The 16,598-nt window shown below is 41.4% G+C and carries 19 protein-coding genes, 1 tRNA gene and 1 other annotated feature; of the genes, 5 read left to right on the top strand and 15 right to left on the bottom strand.

The features are described from left to right. Positions 1-4 precede the first annotated feature (4 nt). The gene (locus tag FYJ75_RS09770) at positions 5-652 is read left to right on the top strand and encodes a lytic transglycosylase domain-containing protein (protein ID WP_328596915.1); all 648 of its coding nucleotides are present in this window, start codon (positions 5-7) and stop codon (positions 650-652) included. Here the strand turns inward: FYJ75_RS09770 and FYJ75_RS09765 are convergent. Then, entirely contained in the window at positions 647-1,546 is a 900-nt protein-coding gene (locus FYJ75_RS09765) for a S1 RNA-binding domain-containing protein (RefSeq protein ID WP_154430260.1), read from the bottom strand. The genes FYJ75_RS09770 and FYJ75_RS09765 overlap by 6 nt on opposite strands. A 125-nt stretch (positions 1,547-1,671) precedes the next feature. Here FYJ75_RS09765 and FYJ75_RS09760 point away from each other — a divergent pair. Then, positions 1,672-1,743: transfer RNA gene (locus tag FYJ75_RS09760), tRNA-Thr, on the top strand. 64 nt (positions 1,744-1,807) lie between these two features. On the opposite strand, the gene FYJ75_RS09755 is transcribed toward FYJ75_RS09760, so the two are convergent. From FYJ75_RS09755 to FYJ75_RS09740, 4 genes are all read right to left on the bottom strand, one after another. Continuing rightward, positions 1,808-1,981, bottom strand: a complete 174-nt coding sequence (locus tag FYJ75_RS09755; protein WP_154430259.1) for a hypothetical protein — start codon at positions 1,979-1,981, stop codon at positions 1,808-1,810. A gap of 71 nt (positions 1,982-2,052) precedes the next feature. Further along, positions 2,053-2,208 carry a hypothetical protein gene (locus tag FYJ75_RS09750; protein ID WP_154430258.1) on the bottom strand — a complete coding sequence of 52 codons (156 nt, stop codon included), beginning with the start codon at positions 2,206-2,208 and terminating at the stop codon, positions 2,053-2,055. Positions 2,209-2,250: 42 nt separating this feature from the next. Beyond that, a complete protein-coding gene (locus tag FYJ75_RS09745; protein WP_154430257.1) occupies positions 2,251-2,841 on the bottom strand; it encodes a metallophosphoesterase family protein in 591 nt (196 codons plus the stop codon). A gap of 2 nt (positions 2,842-2,843) precedes the next feature. Further along, on the bottom strand, positions 2,844-4,754 hold the full coding sequence (locus FYJ75_RS09740) for a BMP family ABC transporter substrate-binding protein (protein ID WP_154430256.1): 1,911 nt from the start codon (positions 4,752-4,754) through the stop codon (positions 2,844-2,846). A gap of 133 nt (positions 4,755-4,887) precedes the next feature. Here FYJ75_RS09740 and FYJ75_RS09735 point away from each other — a divergent pair, with 133 nt between their 5' ends. Both FYJ75_RS09735 and FYJ75_RS09730 read left to right on the top strand, forming a co-directional pair. Beyond that, the gene (locus FYJ75_RS09735) at positions 4,888-5,460 is read left to right on the top strand and encodes a chemotaxis protein CheC (protein WP_328596913.1); all 573 of its coding nucleotides are present in this window, start codon (positions 4,888-4,890) and stop codon (positions 5,458-5,460) included. Between the two features lie 12 nt (positions 5,461-5,472). Then, positions 5,473-5,832 carry a response regulator gene (locus FYJ75_RS09730; RefSeq protein WP_154430255.1) on the top strand — a complete coding sequence of 120 codons (360 nt, stop codon included), beginning with the start codon at positions 5,473-5,475 and terminating at the stop codon, positions 5,830-5,832. A gap of 60 nt (positions 5,833-5,892) precedes the next feature. Here FYJ75_RS09730 and FYJ75_RS09725 read toward each other — a convergent pair whose 3' ends face one another. The 10 genes from FYJ75_RS09725 to pta form a co-directional block, all read right to left on the bottom strand. After that, complete coding sequence (locus FYJ75_RS09725; RefSeq protein WP_154430254.1) at positions 5,893-7,200, bottom strand: EAL domain-containing protein; 1,308 nt, start codon at positions 7,198-7,200, stop codon at positions 5,893-5,895. Positions 7,201-7,327: 127 nt separating this feature from the next. Continuing rightward, positions 7,328-8,008 carry an adaptor protein MecA gene (locus FYJ75_RS09720; RefSeq protein WP_154430253.1) on the bottom strand — a complete coding sequence of 227 codons (681 nt, stop codon included), beginning with the start codon at positions 8,006-8,008 and terminating at the stop codon, positions 7,328-7,330. Positions 8,009-8,028: 20 nt separating this feature from the next. After that, positions 8,029-8,631: a sigma-70 family RNA polymerase sigma factor gene (locus FYJ75_RS09715; RefSeq protein WP_235907069.1), complete on the bottom strand. Its 603-nt coding sequence runs from the start codon at positions 8,629-8,631 to the stop codon at positions 8,029-8,031. Between the two features lie 32 nt (positions 8,632-8,663). Beyond that, a complete protein-coding gene (gene rlmB, locus FYJ75_RS09710; protein ID WP_154430252.1) occupies positions 8,664-9,410 on the bottom strand; it encodes a 23S rRNA (guanosine(2251)-2'-O)-methyltransferase RlmB in 747 nt (248 codons plus the stop codon). Between the two features lie 16 nt (positions 9,411-9,426). Beyond that, positions 9,427-9,861: a Mini-ribonuclease 3 gene (locus FYJ75_RS09705; protein ID WP_154430251.1), complete on the bottom strand. Its 435-nt coding sequence runs from the start codon at positions 9,859-9,861 to the stop codon at positions 9,427-9,429. Then, entirely contained in the window at positions 9,861-11,288 is a 1,428-nt protein-coding gene (cysS, locus tag FYJ75_RS09700) for a cysteine--tRNA ligase (protein WP_154430250.1), read from the bottom strand. Before cysS ends, FYJ75_RS09705 begins: the two co-directional genes overlap by 1 nt. Before the next feature lie 63 nt (positions 11,289-11,351). After that, entirely contained in the window at positions 11,352-12,032 is a 681-nt protein-coding gene (epsC, locus tag FYJ75_RS09695; protein ID WP_154430249.1) for a serine O-acetyltransferase EpsC, read from the bottom strand. Between the two features lie 56 nt (positions 12,033-12,088). Continuing rightward, positions 12,089-12,335, bottom strand: a binding site (T-box leader). A 54-nt stretch (positions 12,336-12,389) separates the two neighbouring features. Continuing rightward, on the bottom strand, positions 12,390-12,929 hold the full coding sequence (ispF, locus tag FYJ75_RS09690; protein ID WP_154430248.1) for a 2-C-methyl-D-erythritol 2,4-cyclodiphosphate synthase: 540 nt from the start codon (positions 12,927-12,929) through the stop codon (positions 12,390-12,392). Continuing rightward, a complete protein-coding gene (locus tag FYJ75_RS09685; RefSeq protein ID WP_154430247.1) occupies positions 12,920-14,281 on the bottom strand; it encodes an MATE family efflux transporter in 1,362 nt (453 codons plus the stop codon). Before FYJ75_RS09685 ends, ispF begins: the two co-directional genes overlap by 10 nt. Before the next feature lie 107 nt (positions 14,282-14,388). After that, complete coding sequence (gene pta, locus FYJ75_RS09680; RefSeq protein ID WP_154430246.1) at positions 14,389-15,372, bottom strand: phosphate acetyltransferase; 984 nt, start codon at positions 15,370-15,372, stop codon at positions 14,389-14,391. Between the two features lie 218 nt (positions 15,373-15,590). On the opposite strand from pta, the gene FYJ75_RS09675 reads away from it, so the two are divergent. Beyond that, complete coding sequence (locus FYJ75_RS09675) at positions 15,591-16,493, top strand: DMT family transporter (protein WP_154430245.1); 903 nt, start codon at positions 15,591-15,593, stop codon at positions 16,491-16,493. The last annotated feature ends 105 nt before the right edge of the window (positions 16,494-16,598 follow it).

Below are 16,598 nucleotides of genomic sequence, written 5' to 3'. Positions count from 1 at the left end.
GATTGTGAGTATTACAATTCTGCCTTATATTGATCAGACATTGCTTCAGCAACAGAAAGAAGCAATTGCCAATTCCAAAAAACAAGAAGTCCTGAACCAGTTTGAAGCAGCACTGAACGCAGCAGCTTCCGCCCTCGAAACAATTCAGGCGGATCAGAAAGCTTTTTCTGCAACGGCTTCGCCTGCTTCTTCGGTCACTGTGTCTTCTGAACCATACAGCATTTCATCCCAGACTGCACCTGTCACTTCCGCATCACTGAATTGTCCTGCAGAACTGGAAGCCTATTTTAAGGAAGCCTCTGAGACTTACGGGGTTGACGAACGTTTATTAAAATCCATCGCCAAAACCGAATCCTCTTTCCAGTCGGATGCAACCAGTCATTCCGGTGCAATGGGTATCATGCAGCTTATGCCTGCTACTGCTTCCAGCCTCGGAGTCTCCAATGCATATGATGCAAGAGAGAATATTCTTGGCGGTGCCAAATATATTTCTCAGCTTTTACAGCAGTATCAGGGAGATACCTCCCTTGCTCTTGCAGCTTACAATGCCGGAAGCAATAACGTTAACAAATATGGCGGAATCCCGCCATTTACCGAGACCCAGAATTATGTTTCCAAGGTTCTCGGCTATTACAACAGCGAAGAATTATAATTTTAACTTTGAAAGAAGATCTCCAAGACTTGTCGATGCGGTCTCATCGGATGTGTACTCTTCTACATCTCCGGCATCCTCCGTATCGACCATTTCTTCTTCCAGCGCTTTCATACTGAGGCTGACCTTGTTATCATTTGTATTTATAATCTTTACCTTGACTTTCTGTCCTTCTTTTACCTCCTCATGTGGGGATGCAATTCTTTTCTGACAGATCTGTGAGATATGCACCAGCCCGCTGATTCCATTTCCAAGATTCACAAATGCTCCGTATGGCATAATCGACTCTATGGTTCCTTCTACGATTGATCCAGGAACAAGCATGGAAATCTTATGATTTCTCTGTTCTTCTTCACGTTCTCTCGCAACTGCTTTACCGGATAATACTAACTTCTCTTTTTCCGGTTCCACCGTAATCACGCGGACATCTACTGTTTTTCCGATCCATGCATCTGTATTTTCCACATAATCACTGCAAATCTGTGATGCCGGGATAAATGCACGGATTCCTTCAAGATATGCAACCACACCGCTTGGAACACTTTCTTTTATACGCACAGATACGACCGTATCATTTTCTTTCATTTCTTCCAGTTTGTCCCACGCAAGCATATCGTTGGCTTCTTTTTTGGATAATTCCATATTACCGTTTCCATCATCCATATTGATAACAGTCGCCTCAATCTCATCTCCCGGATGGATTTCTTCCATTACGGAAAAATCCGGATCATTGCTTAAATTCTCGACTTTGATAATTCCCTGCGTATAATATTTCAGATCCAGAGTTACCTCTTCTTCATTCACATCAATAACCGTTCCTGTAATGATATCTCCTTCTTTGATCTGCCGAAAAGAAGCCTCTATTTCCTTTTCAAAATCTTTCATTGTTTCCATTTGTATTGTTCCTGCCTTTCTTTGAAAATGTAAGAATTTTTTATACAAAACACAAAATTCATATTGACATTTTATGTCTGCTATAGTATATTAAATGAGCTGACGTAATTGCGGAAGCAAGTGATGCTGATGTGGCTCAGGGGTAGAGCACTTCATTGGTAATGAAGAGGTCACGGGTCCGATTCCCGTCATCAGCTTTTTTCAAACCCTTGATTTAATCAAGGGTTTTCTTTTTATCTTAAAAGCACATTTCCTGCTTTATCATTCCCTGCTTTTAATCTCAACGATCACAAACAGACCGATCAGGCCAAAAATTCCACCGATACATGCAAATCCGGGATTCGCAAGGAAAACGCCAATTGCGACAAAAACCACACATAACAGGAAGAGGAACATGATGATCCGCATTTTCCAAACGTTATTTCTTTTTTTCATAGTCTCATCCTTTCCACGACAATATAAGGACTTAGACCGGGTTTTGTTCCTCCCCGTCTAAGTCCCCCTTTTTAACCTTGAATATAATTCGGCACGCCTTCATTCAGTGCCTCAAATTTCTTACGGATATCCGATGCCACATTTTCCGGAGTATCCTCCGAAAGAACATACTCTCCATTCCGTACATGCAGATAATATAACTCATCTGCCGTAAAACCTATATCCATAACCGGCTGCCTCCCTTTTCCGTCATTTTAAATTATGTAGCTCTATATTTCAATGATGTATTTCTCATATGCATTGATTACCTTGGTATCTCCGATCATATCTTCTCTCTGGAATTGTCTTCCATAGGACAAATGAACATGACCATGCACAAAATATTTCGGACGATATTTATCGATCAATGTCAGAAAAACCTGAAATCCCTGATGACATAAATCGGTTCCATCATGAAACCCTCTGGCTGGTGAATGCGTTACCAGAATATCAAAACCTCTGTGAAACCATAATTTAAACTTCAATTTTGTAATCCGTTTACGCATCTCCCGTTCCGTATACTGGTTGATGCCCTGCTTATACCGCTGTGAGCCGCCAAGTCCAAGTATCCGTACTCCCTGAAATGAAAAAATATCATCTTCGATGCAGATACATCCCTGTGGTGGATCTGTTTTATAACTGTCATCGTGATTCCCCCTGATATAAAGCACCGGAATCGATGTCATAGTCGTCAGGAACGATAAATACGATGCTTTCAGATCGCCACAGGAAATAATCAGATCAATATCCTTAAAGTCATCTTTGGAAAAGAAGTCCCAGTAAGTTTTGTACTCCTCATCCGCTATACACAGTATCTTCATTCTTATTTTGTTTCCTCTACACCCTTTAATGCAACAACCGAATGTGCATCGTCAACAAGTTCGCCGATTGCAGGAATCCTTCCGATTACATTTTCTACAAGCCAATCCATTTTCATGATCTTCTCCGGCTTCATCTCCTGCCCTTCCCGATTCTTCAATGTGCCATCCTGTGAATGGATTTCTCCATAAAACGGAACGATCGATCCGGAACAGATATCGTTTTTGAAGTGTCCCACCAGACGTCGTACACCCGTTGGAACATTGTTGGAGCAGATCAGGTCAATAACACCTGCCGACATTCCCCACCAGTAATTTAAAGCTTTACGCTCGCCATTCTCTTCGTTCTGGTAATTGCCTTCCATGATGCTTCGTATCATCTTCTCATAGAAAATTCCCCAGTTCCAGAGTGGCATTGCAAGGTTGGTCGTCACACCATTCTCAATCCGATAGATGCCAAACTGTCTCGATGCACTCTGTGGTGTAATCATATCCTGATTGGAAATATAGTGAATATCGTTCTCTTTGATAAACGTATCCAGGTCATATCCTTTTCTTGTAGACCATTCCAGATAAATCTTTGCTCTTGGATTTACACAGGCTGCACCAAGGGCAAATGCGTTGATATTCGCAGTCATTCCATAAATCGGATAATCTGCAATATATCCAATCTTGTCATTTTCAGCCATTGCTCCTGCAATCAGTCCGGATATAAATTTCGCCTCATACATACGTGCATAATACGTGCGGATATAACGATGTGGGGTATTCAGCGAACAGTTCAGAATCTTAACTTCCGGATGTTCAATCGCAGCTTTCAGGCTCTGTTTCATCATCTGCGGGGCAACTCCAAATATAATCGTAGCTCCCTGTGCTATCACAGACTCCAGTACCTGTGCAATATTCTGTTCATTTACATCATTCACGCAGATCGTACTGACTTCATCCGGGAAAGTCTCCTCGAGATATGTCCGTCCCAGTTCATGTGCATAGATCCAGTCCGATGTTTCCGGTGATTTCGGATATAAAAATGCAACCTTAACTTTCTTTGTGGTAGAAGGTAAAAAGTAACTCCAGAGTTTCCGTTTTTCCGGTGCCTTTTCCTGTTTCGGATCAAGAACCAGATCAACACTGTGTTTCTCTGTCAGCATGATAAATTCATTCCACGATTTCACTACATTATCGTTGTATTCTTTATCACTCATATTAAGTGCAGCTTCAAATCCAAAAATATTAATAAAGCACAGGATTGCATCTCCCATTGTAATCGGAAGTTTATCTCCACCGTTAAAACGATATGCACGTTCAAAATGAAACAGCACTTTGTTAAACTTCTCTCTTGTGAGATCATCCCACTTTCCCTGTACCCCAACAAGTGAAAGCAGACGTTCTGCACTTCCTTCTTTTGTAAATTCAACCGTATTCAATCCTGATATATCACTGAATTTCATAAATTCATAATAGTGCCTTACATCTTCGTCATCCGTCAGTTTCGGTATCTTTCTTGTAACAAACGCGGAAATTGCAAATGCTTCATAATATTTCAGCACGCTTACCCTTTTATTGCCCTCAACCACATAATAACGGTTCATGTATTCGTATACTTCGATTGGATCACGAATCCCCTCTGTCACCTGTGCATCTGCAAGATTGGACCATTTTACGGAAAATTCCGTACCATAATCCAGAATCGGCATAAAATTATCTGCAAATGCCTGTGTTCTCCCCATCGTACTGGTACCAACCACGTGATCCAGCGGAATGTTCATCAGCCCCAGATACTTCTCTGTCTGTATCATATCATTATTAATGATTTCATCCAACACAGGAAGATACGGAAACCGTCCCTTTGCGACAGATGATTTATATTCTTTTCTGCCAAGCTTTAATGCTTCCTGATATTCATGTATTCCCATTGACTCACACTCCTTTGTCATCTCCTATAGTATTATAATATCTTCTTTTGTCGAAAAAAACAAATACTTCTTTATTAACTGCCAATTATTTGATATAATAAGTTAGGTAATAGGTACTACAGGAGGGGATTGAGTGAAAAATATAACTTTGGAGCAGGCAGATATCATTGGAGAAATCGCCAATATCTGCACTGGAAATGCTGCTACAGCATTAAGTATGATATTGAACCGTGCAACAAACATTACAACACCTGTCGTTGAAGTCCTGAGTAAAGAGGATGCTCTGACAGCGAAAGACCGGATTCTGATCAAAGTTCCTTACACCAAAGGATTAGATGGCACGAATCTTATGATTCTTCAGGAACACGATGCACTTGTAATTGCCAATCTCATGATGGGCGGTGATGGTAAAGATGTTTCCAATCTTGCACTGGATCCACTCACCTTATCGGCAATTTCAGAGGCAATGAATCAGATGTGTGGCACAATCGCCACTTCCATGGCAACACTTTTGAACAAACCAACCGATATTGGAACACCTCTCATCAATTCCAATTATGAGAAATCCTTTGATATACCGGAAGAATTATGTAACGGAACAGACATTTTAAAGGTCACATTCCACCTGACCGTAGATAATCTGATCGACAGCAGTCTTCTTCAGTTATATCCAATCAGTATTGTACAACAGATTTTAAATCATTAGGAGGAAATGAATATGGCAAGCGTTTTAATCGTTGACGATGCAGCATTTATGAGAATGATGCTCAAAGATATTCTTACTAAAGGAGGATATGAAATCGCCGGTGAAGCTGGCGATGGCAATGAAGCTGTGGCAAAATATGCAGAACTGAAACCAGATCTCGTCACACTTGATATCACCATGCCAAATAAAGATGGTCTTCAGGCATTAAAAGAAATCAAAGAATCCGATCCAAATGCAGTATGCGTCATGTGCTCTGCAATGGGTCAGCAGGCTATGGTTATCGATGCGATCCAAGCTGGTGCAAAAGATTTCATTGTAAAGCCTTTCCAGCCAGAACGTGTTCTGGAATCTATTCGTAAAGTAATTGGATAAAACAAATTGCTTTTATCCACTAAAAAACCAGTAAATGGGAATTCCATTTACTGGTTTTTATTATACACAGGAACATTTCTTTCTTACTCTCTGAATATACTTTCTTTCAAATTCGCGTACTGAAATCGGTTTATCGTACAGATATCCCTGAATCATATTACAGCCACATTCCTGAACGATCTTCTCTTCCTCACTGGTCTCAACGCCTTCACAGATTACATCCAGATTGATTCTCTGGAACATCTCCACAAGACTTCTCATAATCTCAATTCCCTGACAGTTCTGAAGACTGTTCACAACAAACGCACGGTCAAATTTTACAACGTTTGTCGGGATTCTTCCCAGGATATAGAGAGAATTATATCCGGTTCCAAAATCATCCATACTGATCCGGTAACCTTTCATTCTAAGCCAGGTAACCTTCTGAATGATTCTCTGTAAATCCTCACAAAACATGGTTTCCGTAATCTCAAACTCAAGGTATTTCTTTGGGATCTGATAGCTTTCTACCAGTTGGTCCACTTTCTGAAGGAATCCAGGAACCATAAAATCCGCGCGGGAAAGATTTACGGATACCTCAAGCAATTCTCCATAATCTTCCTTCCACTGTTTCATCTGTTCAAGCACAAGAATGATCATCTGAAAATCCAGTTGTGTGATCAGTTCCGCAGACTCAAGAACAGGAACGTAGACATTGGGTGACATTACATTTCCATGTTCATCTTCAATGCGGGATAACGCTTCCGCTCCAACAACCTTCTGTTCATCAATTGAAAACTTCGGCTGCAGGAAAAGCCGGATCTTATTATTCTCAAGTGCATTCTCAAAACTTGGGATCACACTTGCCTCTTTCAATGTTCTGTTTCGCAATTCATCTGAATAAACAGCAATCACATCCACATATTTATGTGTGATACTCTTCATTGCATACCTGGCATTATCAATTGCATACTGAAACGTATCGTTTGGTCTCATAATATATGCTCCGCAACTGATGTGCACCTTTGACATCGGGTATTCTTCATTAATCGTTTTCATAAATTTCTGAATTGCCATCTGGAGTCTCGCCTTCAGAAAACGTTCTGGAACACCGTAGCCTTCCGTTAAGATAATCAAGTGATCCGCATAGTATTTTGCAGCAAGCCAACAATCATCATCATCTATACAAAAATAACGAATCATTTTTACGATCAGTTCATCTCCACAGGTATATCCATAAACTTCATTAAAATATTTCAGATTGCGGATATTTACGCTGATCAGAACCGGTTCATCCATCAGATGGTATAACTGGCTGCCAAATCTCTTAAACTCTGCAAGAGACACCAGTCCATCCACATCGTATTCTACATTGTCAAACTTCTTCATGTTATACTTATCCTTTTTATCAGTATCAGAAAACACCAACTTCTCCAAGCTCTCCCCACGTTGTATTTTTCCCCATAAATACTCCTAAATAAGTTTCTCACCTTTTTTGCGTTTTGTAAATAGAGTTTTAGTAACAGATTCTGCACGTCTCAATTGCACGATCCGCCAGAATCTGTTCTCCATGTTCTTCCAGAAATGCTTTTCTTTCTGGTCCAACCGCTACTTCATCCGCATATTCATCGGTCAGCACCGATAAATGAAGCACTTGACTCTCTGTACAATTGGTAAGCGTCATAATCAGATAATACTTTCCCTGGTATTTATATAACATATTCGCAGGAATCCGTTCCAAAGTCACCAGTCTGGAAAACCGCATAAATACATCCATATCTGAGAACGTAAAAATTGCCACAACTTCTGTCACATCTTCCACCTGTTCTGACGGATCTGTGTCGCTCTGTTCCTCTTTTTCCGATTCTTTCTTTAATTCATCCCATTTATCCGGCGGAATCGAATCTAAAAATCCATTTACGATGTCTTTCAGATGCTCCATCATCTGAGATCCCTGATGCTCTGAAAATGTCAAAGCCAGTGTGTGATCCGGCAGAAAATCAGCCCGGACGGTCTTTACCCCAAGGTTAAACTTCTGCTCAAACTTCTGTTCTGCAAGGTCAAATATATGGTTCATGAACTCCTGTGTCCGCTCTCCATTGCTCATAATCTCTTCCAGCGTATATCCCAGACTTTCAATTTCTTCCTCTGAAATTACACATTTTATGGTATGTTCTCCGATTCGTGAAAATTCCATATACAATCACCTGCCTTCCCTCAATTGTTAATCGTTTTTATTTTACTTCTGATGCGTTGCAGCGCATTATCGATCGACTTTGGAGTTTTTCCCATATATTCTGCAATCTGAATATAATTCATTCCTTCCAGATAATGGTCAAGCACATCCCTTTCCATTCTGCTTAACTTTTTCACAAGGGCAGCATAAAAATCCTGCTGATTCTCATATTCGATCATAAGCTGTTCCGGGCTTTCCGCCCGCTGACTGCTCAGCATCTCATCAAGAGGAATTCCGTTTTCCCGGCTTTCGGTATTGAAAGATACATACGTATTTAACGGAATATGCTTCTTCCGGTTCGAAGCCTCTACTGCGGAATAAAGCTGTCTTGAGATACAGATATCTGCAAAATGAAAAAAGCTGGAATCATGTCCCTGCCTGTAATCCCTGACCGCCTTAAATAATCCGATCATCCCCTCCTGGATGAGATCATCGGTCTCTCCTCCGATCAGATACATCGCATTTGCTTTTTTCCGCACCAGTGGCTTATATTTTTCCATGATATAATCAATTATGTCATTGTCTCCCAGTCTGAACTTCTCGATCAGCTGTTCATCTGTAAAGCTACTATATTTGTTCTCCAAACGCTTTATGCCCCACTCTTTTCCGATATCTGTTATTTTGCATGAATTCTCTGGCGCACGATCTCGTATGCCAAAACCCCTGTTGCAACAGATGCATTCAACGAATCAATATCACCATTCATCGGAATCGATGCAATAAAATCGCAGTTTTCACGTACGAGCTTGCTTACACCTTCTCCTTCATTCCCTATCACAAGTCCGATTGGTCCGGTCAGGTTCAGATCATACATCGATGTTCCATCCATATCTGCACAGACAAACCACATTCCCTGTTCTTTCAGATCACGGATCGTATTGGTAAGATTGGTCACTTTTGCAACCGGTGTATAGTTAATTGCTCCAGCAGAAGTTCTGGCTACTGTAGGTGTAAGTCCTACTGCTCTTCTTTTCGGAATGATAACACCATGTGCCCCTGCAAGGTTTGCTGTACGGATGATCGCACCAAGATTATGCGGATCTTCGATTCCATCCAGAATAAAAATGAACGGTGGTTCGCCTTTTTCTTCTGCTTTCTTTAAAATATCTTCTACTTCAGCATATTCATATGCAGCCGAAATTGCGATCACACCCTGGTGTTTTCCCGTCTCAGATAACTGTTCCAGACGTTCTTTTGCCACATAATGCACGATCGTATCATGCTTTTTGGCTTCTCGCAGAATGGATCTTACCGGTCCATCCTGACAGCCGTCCAGAACAAATAATTTGTCAATTGTCTTTCCGGAGCGAAACGCCTCAAGTACCGCGTTCCGTCCTTCGATTTTATTCTCTTCGTATCCCATAGGATCTCCTTTAGCTTTAATATGTAATATTAAGTTTTTCGATCGCATACTTTACAAGTTCTACGATTCTTGGAAACTCATCTTTCAAATACAGATACCCCATCAGCGCCTCAAATCCGGTCGCATTCCTATAATCTGACATCGTTGCATTTTTCGCCATCGTCGGAGACTTCGCATTGCGGCCTCTCCGATAAATGTCCGCCTCCTCTACTGTCAGTATTTCTTCGAGTACTTTCATCATTTCTGCCTGTGTTTTGGCTTTCACGATATGGCTGGTCCGATAATGCAGCTGACTCGCCTTTGTATTTCCCTTTCCGACAACGATAGAACGGATCACAAGGTCAAAAATGCCATCACCGATATATGCAAGCGCAAGCGGTGAATATGTGCGGATATCCACCGGTGCGATTTCAAACTGCTCTTTAATATATGCGTCAATTCCTTTTTCCATTAAACAAGCTCCCATACCACGCCCTCACGGGTATCTTTAATTGCAACACCTTTGGCAAGAAGCTCATCGCGGATCGCATCTGCCTTTGCAAAATCCTTTGCTTTTTTGGCTTCTTTCCGCTCAGCAATCTTCTCCTGGATAAATGCTTCAAGTTCCGGATCCACACTGCTTCCAGCTTCTTTCAACGCAGCGCCTGCAGTTGTAAGATTCAAAGATAATACCTTATCAAAATCTGCGGCAAGCGCAAGCTTTGTCTTATCATTCGTGTCAGCCTTCAGCATATCATATACGACAGTAAGTGCCATGGATGTATTCAGATCATTGCAGATCGCATCCTCAAATCTGCTCTTATACTCTGCAAAAACCTTGTCATCCACTTCGCCCTCATCTTTTAATTCAGCAATCTTTTTAACGAGCTTCACATATGCTCCTGTGATATTGTCCAGATTCTCATAAGAAAAGACAAGCGGTTTGCGATAATGTGACTGTAAACAGAACATACGATAAACCATCGGATCGTATCCTTTTTCCTCAAGAAGCGAAACGGTAAGGAAATCTCCCTTTGATTTACTCATCTTGCCCGTCTGGTCGTTCAGATGATTGACATGGAACCAGTAGTTGCACCATTTATGTCCAAGGTATGCCTCGCTCTGTGCGATCTCATTCGTATGATGTGGAAAAATATTGTCCACGCCACCGCAATGAATATCAATATACTCTCCAAGGTGTTTCATACTGATGCAGGAGCATTCAATATGCCATCCAGGATATCCGACGCCCCATGGACTATCCCATTTTAACGCCTGATCTTCAAATTTGGATTTGGTAAACCAGAGTACGAAATCATTGCGGTTGCGTTTATTAACATCCTCTTCTACATCATCACGGACGCCAACCTGAAGCTGTTCTTTCTCCACCTGGGAAGAAAAGACAAAATAATCATCCAGTTTCGAAGTGTCAAAATAGACATTCCCACCAGCCTGATATGCATATCCCTTCTCCAGAAGAACTTCGATCATATGAATAAACTCTGGAATGCAATTTGTGGCAGGCTCCACAACGTCCGGTCTTTTAATATTCAGCTTTCTGCAGTCATTAAAAAACGCATCGGTATAATACTGTGCCACCTGCATAACGGTCTTATGTTCTCTTTTGGCACCTTTTAACATTTTATCTTCTCCTGTGTCTGCATCGGAAGATAAATGACCGACATCGGTGATGTTCATGACACGCTTCACATCGTATCCGATATAACGAAGTGACTTCTCCAATACATCTTCCATAATATAGCTGCGAAGATTTCCGATATGTGCAAAATGATATACCGTAGGACCGCATGTATACATTGCAATCTTTCCATCCTCATGCGGAATCACTGTGTCAATCTTTCTTGTCAAGGTATTATAAAATCGAAATTTATTCTCCATGGTATCTCCTTCTTTATCTCTATTTTAATCGATATTTATGCATTTTCCAACTGATTTTGCAAATTATTTTGTCTCAGTTTCCGCCTTCTGAAGCTTTGCAAGCTGATATTCCAGTTCATGCACTCTGCAGCCCAGCATGTCGTTTTCACGCTTTAAGCATTCGATATCTTCGCAGATCGGATCTGGCAGATGTGTCTGATCCAGATCTTCCTGCGGAAGTCTCTCGTTATTTCTTTTTACGACACGGCCTGGTACTCCGACTACGGTTGAGTTCGGTGGGACTTCCTCCAGAACAACACTTCCCGCGCCAATCTTACTATTATCTCCAATTTTGAAGGAGCCAAGCACTTTTGCTCCTGCGCTGATCATTACATTATTTCCAATCGTAGGATGTCTCTTGCCGTGTTCTTTTCCGGTTCCTCCAAGTGTAACGCCCTGATATAAGGTACAGTTATCTCCAATGATTGTTGTCTCGCCAATAATGACGCCGGTTCCATGATCGATAAAAAGACCTTTTCCAATCTGTGCGCCCGGATGGATTTCAATTCCGGTTTTTCTTGCTGCGCGCTGCGACACCCATCTTGCCCAGAAATAATGACCTTTTACATATAATTTATGTGCTCTTCGATAGCTGAGCATTACCTTAAAACTCGGATAAAGAAATACTTCCATATTGGAATGAATGGCCGGATCTCTTTCCCTGATAATTGCAATCTCCTGTTGAATATTTTTCCAAAAACTCATTCTTCTCACTCTTTCTTTTACATAATTCCTATAATACAAAAACCACGGACACTCCGCCAAGAGACGAAGTATTCCGTGGTTCCACTCTATCTTCCGAAAAAATCATAAAAACCTGTGTTCTGATCTGTGATTCTTTCGCTTTTTACCTTTTAACGTAAGTTACCCGTTTCAGACTACTGTTCTTTCGTCTGAAAAGCTCCCGGAGGCACTTTCGGAAATCTGAAATGGAAACTGCTTGCAGCCGATGGCAGCTTCTCTCTGTTATTTCAATTATTTCTTACTCTTTCCGTTCTTCGCTTTTACTATTATAATCCTTACCATAGTTTATGCAGAATTGGATTTTTTGTCAAGACTAAGTTATCTTTTCTGGCATCCACTGCAGGAAGCGCAGCGGCTTCCGCCACCAACTTCCATACTGCTTTCAAAAAATCCATTCAGACTGCAGATTGCCTGAGATGAGATGCCTGTCTCATTGCCGGTAAATCCAAGCCCTTCTTCGGTCGTTGCCTTCACATTCACCTGATCTTTTGCAATTCCAAGCACTCCGGCGATATTCTGTTCCATCTCTTCGATATAAGGACGAAGTTTCGGTTTCTGGGCAATGATCGTAGCATCAATGTTCTCCACAACATATCCATGCTCCGTCAGAAGATTCCCCACATGTTCTAAAAGCTTCATACTTGAAATTCCCTTGTACTTCGGATCTGTATCCGGGAAATGCTTTCCGATATCTCCAAGTGCCGCTGCACCAAGTAATGCATCCATGATCGCATGCAGAAGTACATCTGCATCCGAATGCCCCAAAAGTCCAAGTGTATGCGGAATCTTTACTCCGCCTAAAATCAGATCTCTTCCTTCCACCAGTTTGTGTACATCATATCCCATTCCTACGCGCATTGTTTTTTCTCCTGTCTTTCAAAATTATGTATCCAGTCTGCCTTCAGCAGATATACAAGAAACAGTATTGAACTCAGTGACCAGGTCAGCGGATATGCCCAGAATACGACCTGGATTTTATGTATAAAGTGTACAATAATCGTTATATATGTAATTCGGATCAGACACCAGCAGATCAGCATAACCACAAGCGGCACTGTCGACTTGCCCGCACCGCGCATGATTCCGGCAACTGTATGCGAAAATGCCAGCAGAAAATAAAACAGCGTAACTGTTCTCGCCTGTAGCGTACCATATCCAATTACTTCCGCTTCCGTATCAAATAAACGGATCAGCTGCGGAATGAAAATATAGATTACCATTCCGATCAGTTCTGCCGCAGTAATGGAACAGAAAATTCCAAACGCTGCACCCTTTTTTGCCCGTTCATACTCTTTTGCTCCAAGATTCTGTCCGATAAATGTCGTCATCGCCATCGCAAAACAGGTGATCGGCATAAAACCAAAGCCTTCAATCTTTGAATAAGAACCACATCCAGCCATTGCCATCTTTCCAAATGAGTTGATATTGGACTGTACTACAATGTTGGCAATCGAAATGATTGAATTCTGTACTCCGGATGGAAGACCAATTGTAATGATCTGTTTTAACATCGGCAGATCAAAACGTATCTCTTTTAGTCTGACCTGATATACATCCTGTGTATTCATCAGTCTTCTCATACATAAAATTACACTGAGCATCTGTGAGATAATCGTGGCAAGTGCCGCATATTCGACACCAAGACGGAACACACCGTTAAAAAGCAGATCCAGAATCACATTTACAATGGATGAAAAGATCAGATAATTCAACGGATGCCTGCTGTCTCCCACTGCCTGCAGAATTCCCATACAGACATTATATAATACAACTGCCAGCGAGCCAAGGAAATAAATTCTCAAATATGCGACCGAATTTGGAAGCACCTCTGCCGGTGTCTTCATCCAGAGCAGGATCTGAGGTGTAAACACAATTCCAAGAATCGTCATAAGCACACCTGCTGCAATACCAAATGCCAGATCCGTATGCACTGCCTTATGGACTTTTTCATAATCCTTTGCGCCAAAATATCTGGATATTACCACACCGGCGCCCATTGCTGTTCCATTAAAAAATCCAACCAGCAAAAAAATAAGACTTCCTGTAGAAGTCACTGCTGCAAGTGCATTGCTTCCAAGAAAGTTTCCAACGATCAGTGAATCTGCCATATTGTATAGCTGCTGGAACAGATTCCCAAGAAACAGTGGAATCGCAAATGCAATGATTTTCTTCGGAATGGATCCCTCTGTAAGTATATTGCTTTCTTTCATCTTCTACCCCTTTTTTACCGAAAAATGAGCTGCCATTCCGAAGTCTTCTTTCGAAATGACAGCTCTGATTATCTTATACTCTTATATGGTATTTGTCAATCTGACGCTTATGCTAATGCTGCTGTAATGATTGCCATAGAATATACTTCTGATGCGTTGCATCCACGTGACAGATCATTGATTGGAGCATTCAGACCAAGTAAGATTGGACCATATGCATCGAAATTACCAAGACGCTGTGCAATCTTGTAACCGATGTTTCCAGCATTGATATCTGGGAAAATAAATGTATTTGCATGTCCTGCAACTTCTGATTCCGGACATTTTGTACGAGCAACACGTGGAGCTACTGCTGCATCGAACTGGATCTCTCCCTCGATTGGAAGTTCCGGATATTTTGCTTTTGCTTTTGCAGCTGCATTACGCATTTTATCAACATCTTCACCTTTTCCAGATCCAAGTGTTGAATAGCTTAAGAATGCAACCTTTGGATCTACGCCAAAGATTCTTGCACAGGCAGCTGATTCTCCAGCGATCTCAACTAACTCATCCTCTGTTGGATGAATGTTGATTGCGCAATCAGACATTGCAAGTACTTCGTTCTCACCTGTAGCAGATGGACGAACAAGAATAAAGCAGGAAGATACGATGGAATTTCCCGGTTTTGTCTTAATAAGCTGTAAAGCAGGTCTTACGGTATCTGCTGTAGAATAGGTAGCACCACCGAGTAATGCATCAGCAACTCCCATTTTTACTAACATAGTACCGAAATAGTTTGCCTGTGAGAGAATTCCACGAGCCTGCTCAGGTGTAACACCTTTGCTTTTACGTAATTCGCAGAACAGATCTACCATCTCATCAAAATGATCATAGTTCTTTGGATCGATGATCTGTGCACCACGGATATTAAATCCGCTCTCACTTGCTACTGCATAAATCTCTTCTTCATTACCAACAAGAATTGGATGAAGGAAGTTGCTTGCTAAAAGACGGGAAGCTGCCTCAAGAATACGAGGATCATTTCCCTCTGTAAATACAATTTTTTTAGGACTTTTCTTTAAGATGTCAATTAACTGACCAAAACCAAACATGTTTTGTATCTCCTTTTTCTATAATTTTATTTTTTCACCTAGAGCCATTTTATACCCCTTTTTCGTGAATTACAATGAATAGTAATGTTTTTTATCGAAAACATTTCTCGTTATTTTTTTGACAATTTTCGTCCCTGAAAACTGGAATTTTCTTGAAGCCTGAGAACAGATAGCGTATACTAATCCAGTATATCAGGCACAAAAGAAAGGCGAATAATATGAAAAATGAAAATTCTGTCCGCGGTATGTTCCTGCTTCTGGTCACTGCTGCAATCTGGGGAACTGCTTTTGTAGCGCAAAGCGTAGGATTGGAACATCTTGGGACATTTACCTTTAATGCAATCCGTTCATTTATCGGTGCAATCGTTCTTTTTCCATTTATATGTATCCGGGACAAAAAATCCATCCGGGCTAAAGATGTCAAGGAACGCCGCACCCTTTTACTGGGCGGGCTTATCTGTGGAACAGCATTATGTATTGCATCAAACTTCCAGCAGCTTGGTATCAGTCATTCCACGGTTGGCAAGTCTGCTTTTATCACAACACTCTATATCGTAATTGTTCCGCTTCTCGGGCTCTTCTTGCACAGAAAGGTCTCTTTCCAGACATGGATCGGGGTAATTCTTGCCCTGGCAGGTCTCTATCTGCTTTGTATGAAAGATGAGGGGTTCACACTTCAGACCGGAGATATCTATCTTCTTTTATGTGCCCTGTTCTTTTCCTTCCAGATTATTGCTGTAGATCATTTTTCTCCGAAAGTAGACGGACTTAAGCTTTCAATGCTTCAATTCCTTGTGACAGGAGTTCTTTCCGGAATCTGTATGTTTCTGTTTGAATCACCCTCACTCGCAGATATCGCAGCCAGTGCTTTCCCGCTCTTCTACGCCGGTGCTATTTCCTGTGGAATCGCATACACCTTACAGATTCTCGGACAAAAAGAAGTTGCTCCTGCCATCGCCTCTCTCATCATGAGCTTGGAATCCGTAATTGCTTCTCTTGCCGGATGGCTGATCCTTGGAGAGACATTGTCCACAAAAGAACTGATCGGCTGTGTTTTCGTATTCGTTGCCGTTCTGATCACACAGATTCCACTGCCGAAACGCCACAAACATACATCATGATCTTTTACCAGTTATCTCCTATTGTTTAATTGTTACAGAATTGTTACAATTCATTTGTGCTTAGCTAAGGCAGCAAAAACAAACAAAGGAGGATACATCTATGTG

The sequence above is a fragment of the Roseburia porci genome, assembly GCF_009695765.1.
Classification (GTDB): Bacteria; Bacillota; Clostridia; order Lachnospirales; family Lachnospiraceae; genus Roseburia; species Roseburia porci.
Note: the sequence above shows the minus strand (reverse complement) of the source record. Positions and strands in the feature narration are given on the sequence as shown.